Origin of the sequence: Kitasatospora sp. NPDC051914 (assembly GCF_040680995.1) — a bacterium.
GTDB lineage: Bacteria > Actinomycetota > Actinomycetes > Streptomycetales > Streptomycetaceae > Kitasatospora.
Map to the genome: position 1 here is coordinate 1 of NZ_JBFAXX010000074.1, position 16,251 is coordinate 16,251.

15 protein-coding genes are annotated in these 16,251 nt (G+C 70.4%); 8 read left to right on the top strand and 7 right to left on the bottom strand.

Annotation, left to right across the window (positions count from 1 at the left end; genetic code table 11):
* The first annotated feature begins 712 nt into the window (after positions 1-712).
* Positions 713-1,465 (top strand): hypothetical protein, encoded by a 753-nt coding sequence (locus tag AB0M03_RS33915; RefSeq protein WP_363498994.1) that lies wholly within the window; start codon positions 713-715, stop codon positions 1,463-1,465.
* A 92-nt stretch (positions 1,466-1,557) separates the two neighbouring features.
* Here AB0M03_RS33915 and AB0M03_RS33920 read toward each other — a convergent pair whose 3' ends face one another.
* Together AB0M03_RS33920 and AB0M03_RS33925 are read right to left on the bottom strand one after the other, a co-directional pair.
* Positions 1,558-2,151 carry a HEAT repeat domain-containing protein gene (locus AB0M03_RS33920; protein ID WP_363498997.1) on the bottom strand — a complete coding sequence of 198 codons (594 nt, stop codon included), beginning with the start codon at positions 2,149-2,151 and terminating at the stop codon, positions 1,558-1,560.
* Between the two features lie 23 nt (positions 2,152-2,174).
* Positions 2,175-3,443 (bottom strand): hypothetical protein, encoded by a 1,269-nt coding sequence (locus AB0M03_RS33925; RefSeq protein ID WP_363499000.1) that lies wholly within the window; start codon positions 3,441-3,443, stop codon positions 2,175-2,177.
* Positions 3,444-3,612: 169 nt separating this feature from the next.
* On the opposite strand from AB0M03_RS33925, the gene AB0M03_RS33930 reads away from it, so the two are divergent.
* The 4 genes from AB0M03_RS33930 to AB0M03_RS33945 all read left to right on the top strand — a co-directional run bounded on the left by AB0M03_RS33930 (position 3,613) and on the right by AB0M03_RS33945 (position 7,770).
* Complete coding sequence (locus AB0M03_RS33930) at positions 3,613-4,710, top strand: hypothetical protein (protein ID WP_363499003.1); 1,098 nt, start codon at positions 3,613-3,615, stop codon at positions 4,708-4,710.
* Positions 4,711-4,937: 227 nt separating this feature from the next.
* On the top strand, positions 4,938-5,966 hold the full coding sequence (locus AB0M03_RS33935) for a hypothetical protein (RefSeq protein ID WP_363499006.1): 1,029 nt from the start codon (positions 4,938-4,940) through the stop codon (positions 5,964-5,966).
* Between the two features lie 263 nt (positions 5,967-6,229).
* Positions 6,230-6,691, top strand: a complete 462-nt coding sequence (locus AB0M03_RS33940; protein WP_363499009.1) for a hypothetical protein — start codon at positions 6,230-6,232, stop codon at positions 6,689-6,691.
* Between the two features lie 347 nt (positions 6,692-7,038).
* The gene (locus AB0M03_RS33945; RefSeq protein ID WP_363499068.1) at positions 7,039-7,770 is read left to right on the top strand and encodes a HEAT repeat domain-containing protein; all 732 of its coding nucleotides are present in this window, start codon (positions 7,039-7,041) and stop codon (positions 7,768-7,770) included.
* 69 nt (positions 7,771-7,839) lie between these two features.
* Here the strand turns inward: AB0M03_RS33945 and AB0M03_RS33950 are convergent, their stop codons facing one another.
* Positions 7,840-8,028, bottom strand: coding sequence for a hypothetical protein (locus tag AB0M03_RS33950; protein WP_363499012.1), 189 nt, complete (start codon positions 8,026-8,028; stop codon positions 7,840-7,842).
* Here AB0M03_RS33950 and AB0M03_RS33955 point away from each other — a divergent pair.
* A complete protein-coding gene (locus tag AB0M03_RS33955) occupies positions 8,027-8,419 on the top strand; it encodes a hypothetical protein (protein WP_363499015.1) in 393 nt (130 codons plus the stop codon). The two genes, AB0M03_RS33950 and AB0M03_RS33955, sit on opposite strands and share 2 nt — an antisense overlap.
* A gap of 104 nt (positions 8,420-8,523) precedes the next feature.
* On the opposite strand, the gene AB0M03_RS33960 is transcribed toward AB0M03_RS33955, so the two are convergent.
* The 3 genes from AB0M03_RS33960 to AB0M03_RS33970 all read right to left on the bottom strand — a co-directional run bounded on the left by AB0M03_RS33960 (position 8,524) and on the right by AB0M03_RS33970 (position 12,962).
* Positions 8,524-9,234 (bottom strand): hypothetical protein, encoded by a 711-nt coding sequence (locus tag AB0M03_RS33960; protein WP_363499018.1) that lies wholly within the window; start codon positions 9,232-9,234, stop codon positions 8,524-8,526.
* Between the two features lie 201 nt (positions 9,235-9,435).
* Complete coding sequence (locus AB0M03_RS33965) at positions 9,436-10,056, bottom strand: hypothetical protein (RefSeq protein WP_363499021.1); 621 nt, start codon at positions 10,054-10,056, stop codon at positions 9,436-9,438.
* A gap of 2 nt (positions 10,057-10,058) precedes the next feature.
* Positions 10,059-12,962: a DnaB-like helicase C-terminal domain-containing protein gene (locus AB0M03_RS33970; protein ID WP_363499024.1), complete on the bottom strand. Its 2,904-nt coding sequence runs from the start codon at positions 12,960-12,962 to the stop codon at positions 10,059-10,061.
* Positions 12,963-13,656: 694 nt separating this feature from the next.
* Here AB0M03_RS33970 and AB0M03_RS33975 point away from each other — a divergent pair.
* Positions 13,657-14,271 (top strand): hypothetical protein, encoded by a 615-nt coding sequence (locus tag AB0M03_RS33975; RefSeq protein WP_363499027.1) that lies wholly within the window; start codon positions 13,657-13,659, stop codon positions 14,269-14,271.
* The gene (locus tag AB0M03_RS33980) at positions 14,184-15,167 is read left to right on the top strand and encodes a transposase (RefSeq protein ID WP_363499030.1); all 984 of its coding nucleotides are present in this window, start codon (positions 14,184-14,186) and stop codon (positions 15,165-15,167) included. The genes AB0M03_RS33975 and AB0M03_RS33980 overlap by 88 nt, the downstream gene beginning before the upstream one ends.
* 198 nt (positions 15,168-15,365) lie before the next feature.
* On the opposite strand, the gene AB0M03_RS33985 is transcribed toward AB0M03_RS33980, so the two are convergent.
* On the bottom strand, positions 15,366-16,121 hold the full coding sequence (locus AB0M03_RS33985; protein WP_363499033.1) for a hypothetical protein: 756 nt from the start codon (positions 16,119-16,121) through the stop codon (positions 15,366-15,368).
* Between the last annotated feature and the right edge of the window lie 130 nt (positions 16,122-16,251).

Genomic DNA, 16,251 nt, shown 5'->3' on the forward strand with positions numbered 1-16,251 from the left:
CGCGCCGTCTCCTCCGGAGACATGACGCGCCGTCACTGCCGTGACGGAATGCTGCGGCGTCGCTCCGCGACGCCAGCTGGCTAGGCCAGCGTAGGGTGGGACAGCTCGACGCAGTGGGTGGTTGAGGTCACCGCTGGCCCGGCTCTCATCTCTGTAATGCAACATGGGCTTCCTCATCGGATAGCTCTCTCAAAACCGCTATGACCTGCTGGTTTCACTGGGAATCGGCTCGGATAGGGTGTCCGCGTGGGTGCTGTGTGTCCTCATCCTAGCGTCCTCAGTTTCCTCCGGGCTCGTTCCGCCTCCGGCGGAGCCGAGAGATCTGTGGGGTCGGCCAGGCACCGCCGTTCCTCTGCTGCAGAAGCTCTCCGTGACTTTCCGTCAGGTCCAAACCTGTCACTCTGGTTTAGATCACTGTAATTGGCAACTAAGGGGCGAGGGTTGGCCGCCGATGTTATGTAATGTGAGGTCGGTGGCTGCCAGGCACTCATGTGTAATGCATCTGGGGTGAATTGTCGGCGATACAGAACTGGTGGACCGGGCGGGTTCTGTATCGCAGCACGGCGGCCCTTCACCGCGGCCGGCTGGCCGCAGGGCAACGGCGGCGGGCTGCTGCGCGTCGCCTTGCCCGAAGACTGCCGCCCTGGGCCTGCGGATCCCGAGCCGGGGCCGGACACCGGATGACCTCCATGCGGATCGATAGGCTGACGGTATGAGAGGAGTACTGGCGTTCGGTTCGCTGCTGGCGCGTCTGATGGACCACCGGACGCTCGACTCCACCGCGCTCTCCGCGGCAGCCGGCACCGACCCCGAGGAGCTGCGGGCCGTACTCGACGGGCGGCCGCAGACCGGGCGGCTGCTCAGGGACCTCGGGCCGGTACTCGGCCTGCACGCCGCCGACCTTTTCGTCCTGGCCGGGCAGCCGGTACCCGACGACCTCACGCCGGTCACCCGCAATCCGCACTGGTCGGTCAGTCGTGTCGTCTACAACACGATGGTCATGCCCGCCGAGAACCGGCGCCCGCTGCTGGACGCGATCCGGGCGCAGCCGCTTGTGTCGCGGGAGGGGCGGGGCGGGACCGACCGGCCGTACCACCGGTACGAGCCGGGCTTCGGCGCGGTGCTCCTGGAGCTCACGCATAGCCGGAACCTCACCTGGACGTGCACGGCCAAGGCCCTGTATGCGGTGACGGGCGGGCTGATCTACCTGTCTGCGTCCACCATCGGCGGAATCGGCCACGGCACCGTCGCAGCGACCCCCGAACTGGTCGCCGGCTTCGCGGGCCTGCTCGGCATCCCCGCCCCCGACCTGGCCGCGCTCGGCGGCATTCGCCTCCCAGACGACCTACCGCCGCTCCACGCCCGCGCTGCGGACGTCGCCGCCATCATCTGGGAAGCCCGACGCCTGACCACCGCCCAGCTCGAGGAAGTCCACCTCACCTCCCGCCACCTGGCCGGCCGCTGACCGGCCCCCCACCAGGGCTCCGGGAACCACCAGGCCAGCCACCGACCGCGAACAGCCACCGGCGCGCCGTCGAACGTGGATCGGCCGGGTTGCTACAAGGGCGAGTAGGTCTGGTACTTGCCCTGCAGGGACGAGGCGGCTGCACCGGCCACATCGGACCGGGGACCGGCTGCGCATTCGTGGAGAAACCTCGTGACCTGGGGGACCGGCCAACCCGCTGCGGCAGCCGCGGCCCAGAACCGGAGACCGTCGTGGGGGTCCAGAGGCTCAAGGAAGTCCAGGACGTGGTCGATCGTGGCCGTGTCCAGGCACAGCCGCTGCATCGCCACGGCACGCAACGCGCCGTCGGCGAGCATCGGGGTACCGCTGTCCAGGCACCAGCGCAGGGAATCGCCTGTGGCCGCGGGAGCGCTCAGCCGCACGATGGCGTCGCCGAGCGCGGTGTACACCATGGTCGCCTCGAACGGGCGCCGGGCAAGGTCCCGGAGCAGGCCGAGCGCGGGGCGGTGGCCGCACATCCCCAGCGCCATGACCATCTGGTACTGGGTCTCCCACGTACGGGAGTCACGTACCTCCCGCTCAAGGGCCTCCAGGAGCGGCGGACCCGCTGCGGAGTCGGCAAGCCGGCGCAGCCGCGTCGCGGCGGAACGCCGCTTCGGCGACAACCGGTGGCCGAGCTGCTCCACGGCCTCATCCAACGTCAACGCCATCACGGTCCCTGTCTGCGCGGCTTCGTTCCGGGCGCAGCGTAGGGCCTCGTACCGACACCGTCTGCCGGGCGGCTGGGGGATGCGCCCGCTCCGGTGTCCTGGGCCGAGAAGAAGACCCGATCGATGAATGCGGCCGGACGGTTGGCGTGGGTGTACTCGTCCGCGATGTTGAAGACGCTGGCGCACACCGGGCATTGCGCGTCGCCGAAGAGGTGGGCGATCCCGTCGGCGAGCGCCCCCTGCCCGTCACGGACCGCGGTCCGGTGCATCCCCCGGCCGGTCCCGGTGAGTTCCTCGGCAACGGCCGGTCGCAGTTCCCGTCGCAGCTCCTCGTCGCTGTCCCACACCTGTGCGTAGCACCCGAACCGGCCGACGGCGATCTTCATCGCCGCAGCGCAGTGCGGGCATTCCAGCTCGTAGATGTCATCCGTGAAGCCCTCTATGGCGTTCGCCCAGTGGTACTCCTGCGCGACGGCGAGCAGAGCACGGAAGGAGACGAGATAGTCGGCTGGCCGCGACCGCAGGTGCCGGTCCAGCGTCTCGCCGAACTCCGTGATCGTGCCCGCGCAGTCCGCCAGCAGGTCGTCGCAGGCGTGGTGCCCGGCCGCGCGCTCGAGGATCCGCCCCGCCAAGGCGCGCGCCTGCATGCTGCGCGGCGCGAGGCGCACCAGCTGCGGCAGAGCGGCGAAGCCGGCCGGAAAGACCAGGTCGCCCTCGAGGACGAGCCGCCAGGCCAGCTCCTGCCACGCATCCGCGTCGTCTCGGCGTTCCAGCTGTGCCAGGAGCGCCGGGACGCGATCGACATCGAATCTGCTGTCGTGTATGCGTGCCCAGTCCACCACCCCGGTATTGAACACCGGACACCCGACATTCGGGTCGTCGTCCAGGTGCCAGAAGCGTTCCAGTGCGCGCTCGAACCTGTCTGGGCGGTGGAGCAGCTCGTCGAGGTCGATCGCGTCGGCGAGCTCGCACCGTGCCCGGCCTGGGATTTCGATGACCGTTTCGGCGTCCCAGACGGCGTCTTCGAGGGCGAACCGCTCCTTGTCGCGGGCGGACGCGTGTGGGGAGTGGAGGAGGCGCTGTGCGGCTTGGAGGAGGTCGTCGTCCGGGAGGGCTTTGAGGCAGGCTTCCAGGCGCTGGCTCTTCGTGCCTGTGTCTTCCGTGGGTATCGGCAGCCCGAGCTCGGTGAGTTGACGGTGGGTACAGGAGTGGAGCTCCCACACGGCTGTGCTGACCGTTTCTCGCAGCTTCGTCGGATCCACCGCCACGGGCCGAGTGTGGCAGACCGCTCGGACAGCTGTCCTGGGAGCGGCGCAGCGGCTGTCCTTGGCGGGCTCACGCGGCGGCGGTGCTCGGCCCAGCAGCGGATGAATAACGCGTTGGCCGGTCCGGCGCGAGGCTGCGACGATGCCCTGTTGCTTCTCCGGTGGAGGACGTTTGTTCGTTTTTGTGTGTGCTGGGTGCTGTGCTGAGCTGACCATCCCGCCGTCCCCGGTCGCGCTGCCGGTCCACGCCCATCAGAAGTACGGGAACGGGACTCAGCTTCCGGTGCTCATGGAGTCGGGCACGTTCGCCGTGGACCCGGAGCCTTCTGGACCACCGTGGCGCAGCTGGGAGGAGGTGGATCCGGGCGAGGCGATGGCCCGCGGTTTCTATGCGCCTGTCTACGCCCTTTCTGACGGCGTACCTGGCGCGATTGTCATCGCGCCCGGCGATGCCCGGGGCACCGTGCTGATCCCGGAGAGGAGTGGGGGTTACTGCTGCGGTCTTGGCGGAGCGGACGGCCCCAACATGGCTTGTGAGGGGTGCGGTCTGCCCGTGGCGAGCCGGATCGACGACTGCTCTCTGTGGCAGGCCGTATGGCTGGCCCCGGATGCCGTGTGCCGCGTTCCCGTCGGGGGTGCCGACGCCGCGCCGCTCTCGTGGGAGGAGCTGTTGGAAGAGCGGGAGGGCACGCCGCCGTTCGAACCGATCGCCACGTGGGGGTCGCGGCGGGGGACGAGCCACTACTGGTCGTGGAGTCCGCGGTGGGAGGCGGCAGCCGGTCGGGCGCTCGCCCATCTGCTGGTGGCCTCGCAGGGCGGGCCGGTGACCGTCCCGGACGGTCTGGTCAAGGAGGTGTTCCAACGCGCCCTCGATGCCCTGCTGCCGGCCGGTCCGTCGGTGCGACGCGCGGTGCTGGCTGGGCCGGGCCTGCCCCTTCCGGGCGGGGACGCTGACATCTGCCTCGTGCCGGCCCATCCGCAGACGGGGGAGGTCTGGACCCCGGCCGGCTCTGCATGCCCGGTGTCCCTGCCGTTCGGGGTGTGGCGGTGGCTGGCCTTCCCCGCACCGCACCTGGCCGTCCCCGCGTCGGGCGGTTTGCCGGACGGCGTCTTGCGCGACGATCCGCCCATGCCGCGTTCCCCCTACTTGTTCCGGGCCGACCCGGGAGTGTTCCGGGACGCTCTGGTCCGGTTGCCGGCCGTCCGCAGCCCGTGGCTGCGCGCCATCCCCGACAACCTCACGGAGCTCATGCGCACCGGTCTCTTCTAGCCGACCGGCAGAGGGTGCCGACACTCGCTCTGCGAGGCTGCCGCAGTCAAACAGGATCGGCCAGTAGGCAGCGCAGCAGTAGGGCGGGATGGCAGGGGACCAGGCGGGGCACGGGTGGCGGGTGGCCCGCCTGTCCGGCCAGGGCCCGGTTGGCTCTGTCCGCGAGATAGGAAGCTGCTGCGGGGGTGCTCGACGGCTGAGGCGGTCGGGTCTCTAGGGTCGCGTCCATGACGAGGACGACACCCCCGCGCCCGATCGATGTCGAGGCGCTGTTCCCGGAGCTGGGTGCCTACCGGGGTACAACGACGCGCCTGCATCCGCGGCCGGGGAGACCGCAGGTTTCGGAGAGCTCGGTGGGAGGTCCGATGCTGTGGCCGGCGGACGAGCCGTGGCCGCTGTGCGGCGAGGCCCACGGCCGCGGGCGGGGCCGCCGCCCGGAGAACGTCCGCCGCTACCGGCAGGTGCTGGCCACCGCGTGGGCCCGCAGCCAGGACCCGGGCCCGACGGCGGAGGAACGGGAGCTGCTGGAGGAGCTGCACCGGGAGCACCGGATCCCCGGGGCATCGGAGACGGACCCACTTCCGATGATCGGCCTGGCGCAGCTGTACCGGCGGGATGTCCCCGACCTGCCGATCGGGCCGGAGGGCTGCGACCTGTTCCAGGTGTTCTGGTGCCCCTTCAACGCCCACGGCCCGGGCCGGTACGACCTGGAGCTGCACCTTCGCTGGCGGCGGTCGTGGGAGGTCGGCGAGGTGCTGACGGCGCAGCCGCAGCCGCTGGTCGTCGGATCGGACGGGTTCGTTCCCGAGCCCTGCGTCTTGCACCCGGAGCAGGTGGCCACCTACCCGTTCGCCGGCCTGCTGCCCGAGGACCTGTGCGCCCGGCTCGATGCCTGGGACGAGGCGCAGGAGGAGGCTGCTCGGTCGACGGACGGGCAGTGCGCGCGGCCGATCGGCTACCAGTACGACCTGTCCATCCCGCCCGGCTGGCGCGTCGGCGGCTTCGCCTCCTGGCACGCGACGGACCCCTACCCCATGGACTGCCAGACCTGCCGGACACCGATGCACCTTCTGCTGACCATCGACAGCTCGGAGTGGGACGGCGGCAGTGGCAGCTGGAGACCGCTGGAAGAGCGAAACCTGACCACCCATCGCCGCGCCACCCCCACCGCGGTCACCGTCGGCCGATTCGGCGAGCTCAACGTCTTCGCCTGCCCCGCTGATCCCGGCCATCCCCACCGCTGGGGCATCCAGTAGTCGGCCGGGTGCCGGCCCCGTCGTGGCTGCGGCAACGCTCTGATCAGGGACCGGTGCTGTCGCTTCCTGGCAGGGTGGTCGCAGCGCCTAAATGATCTTGAGTGCTTCGTCCCACACGCTGCCTCCGTCCGCCCAGGGGGAGGGTGTGGAGCAGCGGCGGGACGGAGTCGGGGGTTGGGAGTGTGGGCGGCTGATGAGTAGGGGCGCGGCCCGGGGCGGGGTGAGGCTTTGGGGGTGGGGGCTGGCGCTCGTCGGTGGCTGTCATGATCGAGCGTATGGGAGTTCTCTTCGGCTACTACGCCGCCGCAGATGATCAGGATGCCGAGCGGGCGGTCGTGCGCGAAGACGGCGAATCCACGGGGGCTGGGTACGACCAGTTCGTGGTGAAGGGCGTCGACCCGGTCGTGGACCTGTTGACGGTCGAGTTCGTTCTGACGGGCCGACCCGCAAGTGTCATCAGGTCCGACCCGCGGTACGGCCGCCTGGTTGCCGAGGTGGGCGAGGGCGATGTCGTCAGCGTGTCGCTCACCGAGACCCTGCGCGATGCACTCGCGAGCGCTGATCGCGAGTTCCTGGAGGACCTCGCCGGGAGCCTGGCCCGCTCGATGCGGTTCCCGGCACCGGCCGATGCAGGTCATCTCGCCGACTTTCTCCGGCAGTTGGCCGCCCTCGCGGAGCGGGCCGCCGACCGGGGACATGGCTTGTACTGCTGGATATGCCCGTAGCTCGTGCTCCGGGGCTGCGGTCGGTGCCCGGGCTCTCTTGCGGGCGGCGCAGCGTCGGCGCCGGGTGGGTCCGCCTTTCGGGGCAGGGCTGAATGTCCAACAACGCCTGTACCGTTTCGCTGGCCGACTCCGGCTGGTTCGGTCCGTGATGGCTGAGGGGTAGCTGGCTCTTGAGCAGCAGGCCGGCAATGCCCGCCCGTAGGGTGAGTCGCATGGCAGGGTCTGGTGGGGCGGCGGACGCGGCGATGGAGCGGGCGGCGTTGGAGCGGGCGTTGAGCGAGTTGGACGCGCGGCTCGCTACGGGTGCCGGGCGTGGGCCCGACGCCCGTCTTCGGTCCGAGTCTTTGGTGGAGGAGCTGCGGACACCGGCTGCCGCGTTCCTGCGACCGGAGCTGGAGCAACGACTCGCCCGTTATGTCGCAGCGCGCGATTCCTTCGCGCGGGACCACATCGCCCACGCCCTGGCGGGTGCCTGTGGCCAAGACGCCCTGCCGGCCTTGCTGCGGGCGATGGTGACCTATCGCGAGGACGACGACGGGGCTGCCGCGCTGCAGCTCGACCTCATGGAACTCTTCAAGGCCTGGCCCGGGACCGCGTTCAGGGCGACGCTGGACTGTGTCGCTTCCGACGACCCCCGGGTACGGATGGTCGGCCTCCTGTGGCTGAGCATCATCGACTTCGGCGGGACCAGGCACTTTGGGCTGGTCGCCGACGCGGCCTTGGACCCGGACCCCGGGGTACGCGCCCACGTGATGACCACCTTCGGCACCCACTTCGGCACGGGCGACCCCGCACGGTCTCTGGACATCCTGGTCACCGGCACATCCGACGCCGCACCCGAGGTCCGAAGAGCGGCTGTGTTCGCACTCTACGGGTCACACGAAGCGATGGTCACCGATGCTCTGATCGCCTGCACCGGCGATGCCGATCACGAGGTCCGGTGCTGGGCGGCGTGGGCACTGTCCGGGAGGCCGGCTCCCGAGGTCCGAGCCGCGCTCGAACGGCTCACGACGGATGAGGCCGCGAGCGTACGCGATGCTGCGTGCCGGGCCCTGGCACCGCCGACCGGGTGGCCCTGATCTTCGGCGCTGTGCTGTCCGATGCCCTACCCCCGCTCTGGTCTGGTGGCAGGCGCCGGGGCGCAGCCCCTAAATGATCTTGAGTGCTTCGTCCCACACGTTGCCTCCGTCCGCCCAGGTCCACAGCCATTGACGAAGCGACGGCGCGGCGTAGCACAGGCCGTCGTGGGGGTTTTCGCCCCAGTCGGGTTCCCAGCCGTCGGCGTCCCAGAGCAGGACGGGGTTGTCGATGGCGATCAGCGAGAGGTGCCACTGCATGCTGCAGCCGCCGCCTGTCAGGAAGAGCCAGGAGGCCGGCCGTCCGTACTTCGGCCCTCGCGTGTGGAGGGAGGTTGCGCAGGGCCAGTTGGGTGTGCCAGTGCGGGATGTGGCGCGGTGTCAGCGAGGCGAGGCCGCCTTCCGGGCCGAATCCTCCATCGCCGATCTCGGTGTAGATGCGTCGGAGCAGGAGCGGCAGCTCGTAGCCGAGCTGCTGTTCCACTTGCTCGACCTCAGCCTTGGTGAGCGGGGGGAACGGCTGGTCCGGGAGACAGCCGCGGGGATCACCTGTGGTTCCGGTGCTCCACGCGAGGTTGTGCAGCCGTTCCAGGAGTGCGTCGTCGTCTGCAGCGGTGCGGCGGGGGGCATCGGTCACGGGGCGGAACTGTAGTGGGGCGGGTCCCTGGGGCTTCGTAGTGCGGGTGGCCGTTCGGGGGTTGCCATCGGTGCCTGAGGTTGGCTTTCGCCCGGTGAGCTTCGGCCTGCTCCGCGCTGTCAGTAGCTGTAGCCGGGCCAGTGTGGATCGTGCCAGCGGGCGGGCCCGGTGAGGCCGATCAGCCTCAGGCGTTGGAGCAGGTCGTCCGGGGCGTTGCTCGCTCTCAGGCGGGCGGGGGCATGGCGGGTGAGCCACGCGGTGAGGAGGGCCAGCTTCTCGTCCTTGTCGGACCAGGTGCTCCAGGGGAGTTCGTCGGCAAGCAGGTCGTAGTCCCACGTGTCGACTGCCTCCGCGAGGTTCCGGTCGGCCATCGGGTGCTCCAGCGCCTCCCAGACGTCGAGCCAGGGGCTCAGTTCGCCGGACGCCTCGACGCACAGGGCAAGCGTCAGAGAGACGTGCCCGACGGGGCCGACGGTGACAAGGCTGTGGGCCCAGAACGCGTGCAGGAACTCCCGCACGGCCGCGGCCTGCTCCCGGGGCCAGTCCTGCCAGTTCCCGCGGGCGAGCGAGAGACCGATCTCGTCCCGGTCCCGGAACGACTCCGATCGGCTGTCGACGAGAGCGCCCGCCAGCTGGGGCAAGATGCGGCGGAGCACCGAGCCGTGGTCGCGCCAGTCCGAAGGCTGCCAGGTCCGCCGCAGGAGGTCGGGGGCGAGCCTTATGTCCGGCACCTTGAGGAGGGCGAGCTCCTCCGCGCTGCCCCAGTGGCACTCGCAGTTGGCCTCCTCGGGGTGAGCGGTCGCCCCGCGAAAGACTGCGAGGCCCTCCAAGGCCGCGTCGAGGCGAGCCCTCGCACATTGAGCGTGCATGTCGGTCATCGGCGTCTGCCTTCAAGGACTCCACGGGAGTGCACCCGGCGAAGATCCCTACGCTACCGGCCACCGGACCGGTGTGATCCAGCGAGGCTTCCCTCTTCCGCGCAACCGTCACCCCCCGGGCCAGAAAACACCGTCGTAGACAGTTGCCGGTGCTCAGGCGCCGAGGCCGATGTGGGAGACGTAGGTGTAGGCGCCCCAGTCGGAGTCGAGGTCGGCGATGACGTCGTCCCAGATCTCCTCGAGCTTTGCCTCGTCGCCGTCGACCATGGCGTCGACGGCCTCGTCCCAGACGTAGCGGACCTGGATGCTGCGCAGGCGGAGGTTGTCGCGGCGGTATTTGGGGGTGACGGGTTCCTGGTTGACGGGGTGGATCTCGATCCGGGTGCCGTGGCCGTTGTTGTTGAGGTGCTGCTTGAAGCCGCCGGGGTTGGCAAGGACGTTGTGCGCGCGCAGGTTCCAGTAGGCGGTGTCGATGGCTTCGAGGTTGGCCGGGCGGGGGCGCTGGGTGCCGTGGGTCCAGGCGCGGATGGTGCGGGGGGTGGCGGTGATGCCGGCGGCGGTGAGGGCGGCCGGGCCGCCGGTGGTGGTGGTGAGGTAGCGCATCCGGGCGAGCAGGCCGCGGCGGGTGGTGACGGGGGACTTGATGCCACCTTCGATGATCATGCGCTCCAGGGCGTCCTCGAGGGCCCGGCCGAGGGCGATCTTGCCGTGGACGTTGCCGGCATCCAGGTGGGCGCCGTGCTTGCCGAAGTTCTTCCATCCGTCGGTCGACACGTTCAGGCGGCCTTTCGGGTGCGCGGGAGGGTGTACTGGTCCTTGAGCTTCATCTGGGTGGTCAGGCGGCCCTCGGTGAACACCGTGCGCCAGTCGGTGGTGTCGCTGGTGATGTGGAGTTCGTCGGTGCCGCGCAGGGCGACGACGGTCAGGCCGTGGGTGTGGGCGCGGTGGGCCTTGTACCAGAGGTTGGCGAAGGCCTGGGAGCGGATGATGTGCATCCAGTCCGGCCGGCGCAGGTCCCGGTTGTGGGTGGATTCGCCGATGGTGGAGACGAACTTGGCGTAGATCGCCTTCACGTACGCCTCGGTGACGGCGTCGAAGGTGGTGATGGCGTTCTCGCGGGCGAGGGTCAGGACGCGGCGGAACTTCTCCAGCAGGCCTTCGCTCGCGCCGGAGGTCCAGGCCTCGGTGATGTGCGGGGCATCGCACAGGCCGAGCTTGTGGCAGCGGATCAGGAGACGGACGGTGGCGTCGTCGAGGAGCACGGGCCCGGTCTCGCGACGGCCTCCGATCGGGTCGGGCAGGTGCGGGTGCTGCCAGACGGGGCGCTTGGGCAGCAGGTAGATGCCGGAGCGCTTCGGGTCGAAACCGCCATCGGGCTGGTGCTGCAGGGCGCCGATCGGCAGGTGGGTCTTCAGGGCGGTGCAGTAGGCGGCGTTGGTGTCCAGGACATCGACCGCCACCGGGAGCAGCCGGCCCTTGCGCAGGTCGTCGAGCAGGGGGGTGTTCTCCCACTTGTGGCGGCCTTCCCAGATGTCGTCGGCGCCGTTGCGGGACTTCTTGCGCAGGAAGTCCATCGTCTCGGGGTAGACGGTGTGCTCGTAGGTGGCGCCGACCCGGGTGGCGTCGAAGAGCTCCATGCCGTTCGGGATGGCCTTCTTCTCCAGCGCGGCGATCGCGGCCTCGGCATCGCCACCGTGCTCTTCCAGGGCCTGATCCACGGCGTTGCTGATCATGTCGAGGTAGTAGCCGTAGTCCCGGTCCGAGTAGCCCGCGCCGCGAGCGGCGGCGGCCCGGGCGCTGCCGGATCGGGTGGCGGGGGTCCGGGCGCCGGGGGTGCGGGCGGGGCGCAGCGGCCGGTTGCCGGTCTCGAAGGTGGCGGGAACCTCCGCGGCGGGGCTCTGTGCCGGAGGGGTCTGCGCGACGGGGACGGGTGCGTGGGACGGGCCGTGGGTGCCCTCGGCTGCCTCGGCGGCCGGGGTGGCCGGGGTGGCCGGGGTGGTGCCGGGAAGCGGCGCCAGGGGCCGCTGGAGGCTTTCGGCGGCCGCAGTGGGCGCTTCGGGCACCTCCGGTGCCTGAGCAGGTCCGGTGGCGGGCGCAGCGGGCGCGGCAGAGTCCGGGTTGGCCTGCTGCGAAGACACGGCGGGGCCGATGCTGGGCGCAGCGGGTACGGCAGCCGGGCCGACGGAGGAAGCGGGGGCGAGGGGCGCAGCGGGCTCCACGGCGGGGGTGGCCGCGTGGTCGGGGGTGGGGTCGGTGAGGCGGGCGTGGGCCGGGTCGGCGGCCAGGGTGAGGGTGGTCAGAGGGCCGAGGTCGCGTTCGGCGACGGCGAGGCGGACACGGCCGGTGCCGAAGGTGGTGAGGGCGGTGAGGGCGCTGTCGGGGGTGAGGGTGAGGGCGACGTCGGCGGCCAGGGCGTGGACCAGGTCGGGGTTGTCGGTGTCGAGGGCGGCGAGCACCGGCAGGCGGTGGGTGCGGGCGAGGTGGGCCAGGGCCTGGCCGGCGTCGGCGAGGGCGGCGGGGCCGGACAGCGGCAGGCGGGGGTCCGGGGCGGTCTGGAGGCGGTCGACGACCACGAGGGCGAGGTCGGGGACGTCGGCGGCGGTGGTGGTGATCGCCTCGGCGTCCAGGCCGGTGCCGTCGTCGATCAGCAGCGGGGCCGCGGCGAGGAGTTCGGCGGTGCGGGCGACGGCCTGGCGCTCGGTGTCGTCGAGGGTTTGGGCGCGCAGGCGGCGGTAGTCGACCGGGGTGTGGGCGGCGATCACGCGGGCGGCGATGTCGGCCCGGGTCAGCCCGGAGGCCGCGTACAGGACGGTGCGCTGCTGATTGAGTGCGGTGGCACGGGCGGCGCTGATCGCAAGCAGGCTCGCCCCGGTGCCGGGGGCGCCGGCGACCAGGTAGAACCGGCCCGGCTGCAGACCGCCCAGAGCGGTGTCCAGGGTGGGAATGCCCGTCGGCAGGCCCACCAGCCGGGTGTGCCCGGCATCCCCGTCCCCGTCCCCGGCCGTGGCGGCGGCGGGCAGCAGGGTGTCCAGGACCTGCCCGAGCGGAGCGAGCCGGCGGCGCGGAGACGACGACACCACGGCCGCGGGCACAGCGGTGGACACGGGTGCAGCGGCAGCAGCTGACGGGCCGGCGGCCGGAACAGGCTCGGTAACCGCGGCGGGCCCGGAGGACGGGGCAACGGGTTCGGTGGCGGGGGTCTGCGCGGCCGCAGCCTCCCGTGGGGCGGCGGGGGTCTTGGTGGCGGTGCCCGACGGGGCGGGCGCGGTGGCCGGGGCAGCGGGCGTCGCGGCCGCATCCGTCGGCGGCGGTGTCGCGGTGGCAGGGAAGAGGGCGGTGGCGCGGGCCAGGACGGCCACCGGCCGCTTGTGGCGCAGCAGCACCTGCGGGGTGCCGGCGGCGGCGTGGGCGACCAGGTCGCCCAGGACGGGGCGGGCCTCGGCGATACCGAAGGCGGGCGCACCGGCCGTCGGGACGCCGGCTGCGGTGGCCAGGTGGGCGGAGACGAGCAGGGCCCGCTCCTCCTCGCCGCGGGTGAGTTCGGTGATGGTGCCCTGCTCGGCGTCCCGGATGAGCTGGGGCAGCAGCGGCCGGGCCTTGTGCACACCCAACGACGCCCCCGGCGCACCCGGGCCGGCGGGGGTGGCGGGGTCGGGCGGCGGGACGGATGCGGCGGGCACCAGGACCTCCAAGAAGAGGAGCGCAGCAGCGCGGCAGGAACAGCGACCGAGAATGTAATGCAAACCCTAGCACGTGCGATACATAAAATTGGTGCGCAGTGAGCTGCGGGATTCGAGCAAGTGTTTTGAGGTATACGGGTACTGGCTGAGGCTCAGGTCTGTAATGGTTCCGGGTGGGGTGTGGTGCCGGGCGGGCCTCGGTTCGGTGGGCTTGTCGGAGCCCGGTGCGCCCAGGGCGCTGGTCGAGACGCGGCTTGGAGGCGTTGTCGGATGCGGCACTGTCGGGCCAGTAGAACCAGCCGATCAAGGTCTCCGGGTCTCACACGCGGCCCCCGCCGTCTTCGAGGGGTCAGGACGGCAGTGGCCCGCGCAGTTGCCGGAGCACGGCACGGCAGCGGCGCGGGAGACCCTGGGCCGGTTCGGGGCGGCATCGACAGCGGCCCGCCACGGCAGCCAGGCCGACCACAGCCCCCACTTCCCCAGGTCCCTGGTCATCCGTTCCCCCCTTTCGGCCTTTCGGTAGCCGCACCCTAGCGGCAGGCACGGACGCAGGACGGCTGCGTGGGCCTCGGTGTTTCACCGTGATTCCCAGCAGTGGTGACGGTCTGTCACGGCAAGGAAAAGGTGCCCCTTCACCTGCGATGATCCGGCTTGTCGAAGGCTTGGATCTTGAGCGGGTGGGGGCACCTTTCGCGTGCACGATATCGAGTGGAGCCGCGGTCTGGCCATGTCCGCGGACGGAACGGGACAGGTCGGGCACGTGGGCGGGGTGCACCTGCGCCTGCTGGCGGAGCGGACGGGCCTGACCGGCGCACTGTCGGCGGCGCTGGCCCGGCGCGGCTTCCATCCGGTGCACGATCGGGGCCAGGTCATGGTCGATCTCGCGGTCGCGATCACCCTCGGCGCGACGTGCATCCGGGACGTGCGGCTGCTGGAGCACCAGCGGCCGGTCTTCGGCCCGGTCGCCTCCTTCCCGACCGTGTGGCGGGCGTTGAAGGAGACCGGCGAGCTCGCGCTGAGCAGGATCGAGCGAGCCCGCGCGGCGGTGCGGCGCTACGTGCACGCCCTCCTGCGGGAGAGGCCCGAGGGCTTTCCCGAGACGGAAGTCGACGGTGTGCCCCTGCGCGGGTGGATGGTGATCGACAGCGACGGAACGCTGATCAGCGCCCTCTCCGACAAGCAGGGCGCACGCGGGACCTACAAGGGCACTTCGGCCACCACGTGTTCGTCGCCACGCTGGACAACACCGGCGAACAGCTGGCCGCGGTGCTGCACGAGGGCAGCGTCAGCGCCAACGACGCGGCCGTGAACATCGATGTCCTGGCCCGGGCGGTTGCCCAACTACCCTGGTGGAGACGGCAGAAGATCCTCTTCCGGGTGGACGGGGCCGGGTTCTCCCACGACCTGCTGGACTGGATCGCGAGCGCGGGCGGCCGGGCCAGCCCGACCTTCCGCTGGGAGTACTCCGCCGGCTGGGCGGTCGCCGAGCGCGAGCAGGCCGCCATCGAGATCGTGGACCGCAAGGACCTGTGGCAGCCAGCCACTGGCGAGCGAGGCCAGGCGCGCGAGGACGCGTTCGTCGCCGACATCACCGGCCTGCTCGGCGACCTGACCGCCTGGCCGAAGGGCCACCGCGTCATCGCCCGGAAGGAGCCCCTCCATCCCCGTTACGTCAAGGACGCCTCCGCCTACGAGATCACCAAGCAGGCCCGCTACCAGACCTTCGCCACCAACAGCCGCCGAGGACAGATCGCCTTCCTGGATGCCCGGCACCGCAAGCGCGCCCGCGTCGAGCCGAAGATCCGCGACCAGAAGGCCTCCGGCATGGGCCTGCTGCCCTCCCGCGAGATGACGGTGAACGCCGCCTGGCTGACCGCCACCGCCATCGCCTGCGACCTGCGCCTGGCTTCAACTCCTCGCCCTGGACGGCGAGGAGGCCAACACCACCCCCAAGACCCTGCGCTACCGCATCCTCCACGTCCCCGCCCGACTGGTGCACGGCCAGCGCAAAACGCCGCCTCAAGCTCCCCGCCACCTGGCCCTGGGCGGCGGCGATCGTGCGGGCCTTCACCCGCATCCTCGCCCTGCCCAGGCCCACCTGACCACCACGAACCCATCCCGGCGAGCACCGAGAGGAGAGCCCCGCAGTCTCCGGCCCCGTGGAAGCCGGCGTCATCTGGCGCGACAGCCGACGCGCGACCCTGACCGGAACCGCCTACGGACAGGGATCAACGCGACATCACGGGCACAAGATCAACCGGCCACTGCGGTGAAACAACGGGGCCGGCGGGATCTGTAATGGTGATCTTCGCCAGAAGTGATCACGGATTCTTGTCGGCGTCTCTTCGAGCCTCCCAGAGGGAGGCCGCGGAGGCCAAGCCCATGATCACGCCAAGCCGGTACCTACGTGATCAGACTCTTCGGGCCCGCGACGGACACCACCGCAGCCACCGTCGGCAGCGCATCGTCACCGGCACGAGATGTCCACAAGCTGAACCCACCCTCGGGAAAGAAGAGTTCCGCCTCGCGGGTCACAACACGAAAACCTGAACTAAGGGCCTGCTCACGAATGTATCGGCAGGGACGCCCCAGCAACTCAATCCCGCGATAAAAGGCCTGTGCCGGCCTCATGACAATTGCCCGTGTCACAAGTTCCTGAGCGTCATAATTGAGCACCACACCTGCCGAGAAGAACGTGTCCTGGTAATCGGCGCCAGACTCTGATAGGGAAGCAACCCCCTCTCCCAAGAGCTGGCGCATGTCCACGCGCCTCGCGCCCAGCCTCACATCACCGAATCCCTTGTGAGGCATGAGTTCGAATCCCCCTCCCGGCAGCTGCCCCTCTGCACCAAAGAATTCAAACTCGTGAACGACATCGGTTCCACGGGAGATAAAGATACTCTGGAATCCTCCGGCATCACCGTGAGGTGGGGTGCCGAACACGAGGCCCATCTCAGGAATGGCCCACCCGGAGCTGGTCTCTCGAGGGGAAAGCCCCGCAGCACGCAACTCCGCCAAAACGTCACTGCAGTTCCGGTCGAGCAGTCTCACTCCAGACAGGGATACCAAGGCTGGCGAGGCTGCCTCAATAGTGCTCAGCAGATCGTCATCATCGTAACCGAGATACAGACCAAGGCTGCTGTACGCATCGGTCAGCACTGCGGAGTATGCCGCACGCCGGAACGGCTCAGGAGCTCCAAGCGCTTCCCTAACAGCAGATCGAGACTGCCCGAAACCGAGCTGAGAGAGACCCTCGAGTGGACGTACTTCCATAACAACCAACACAACC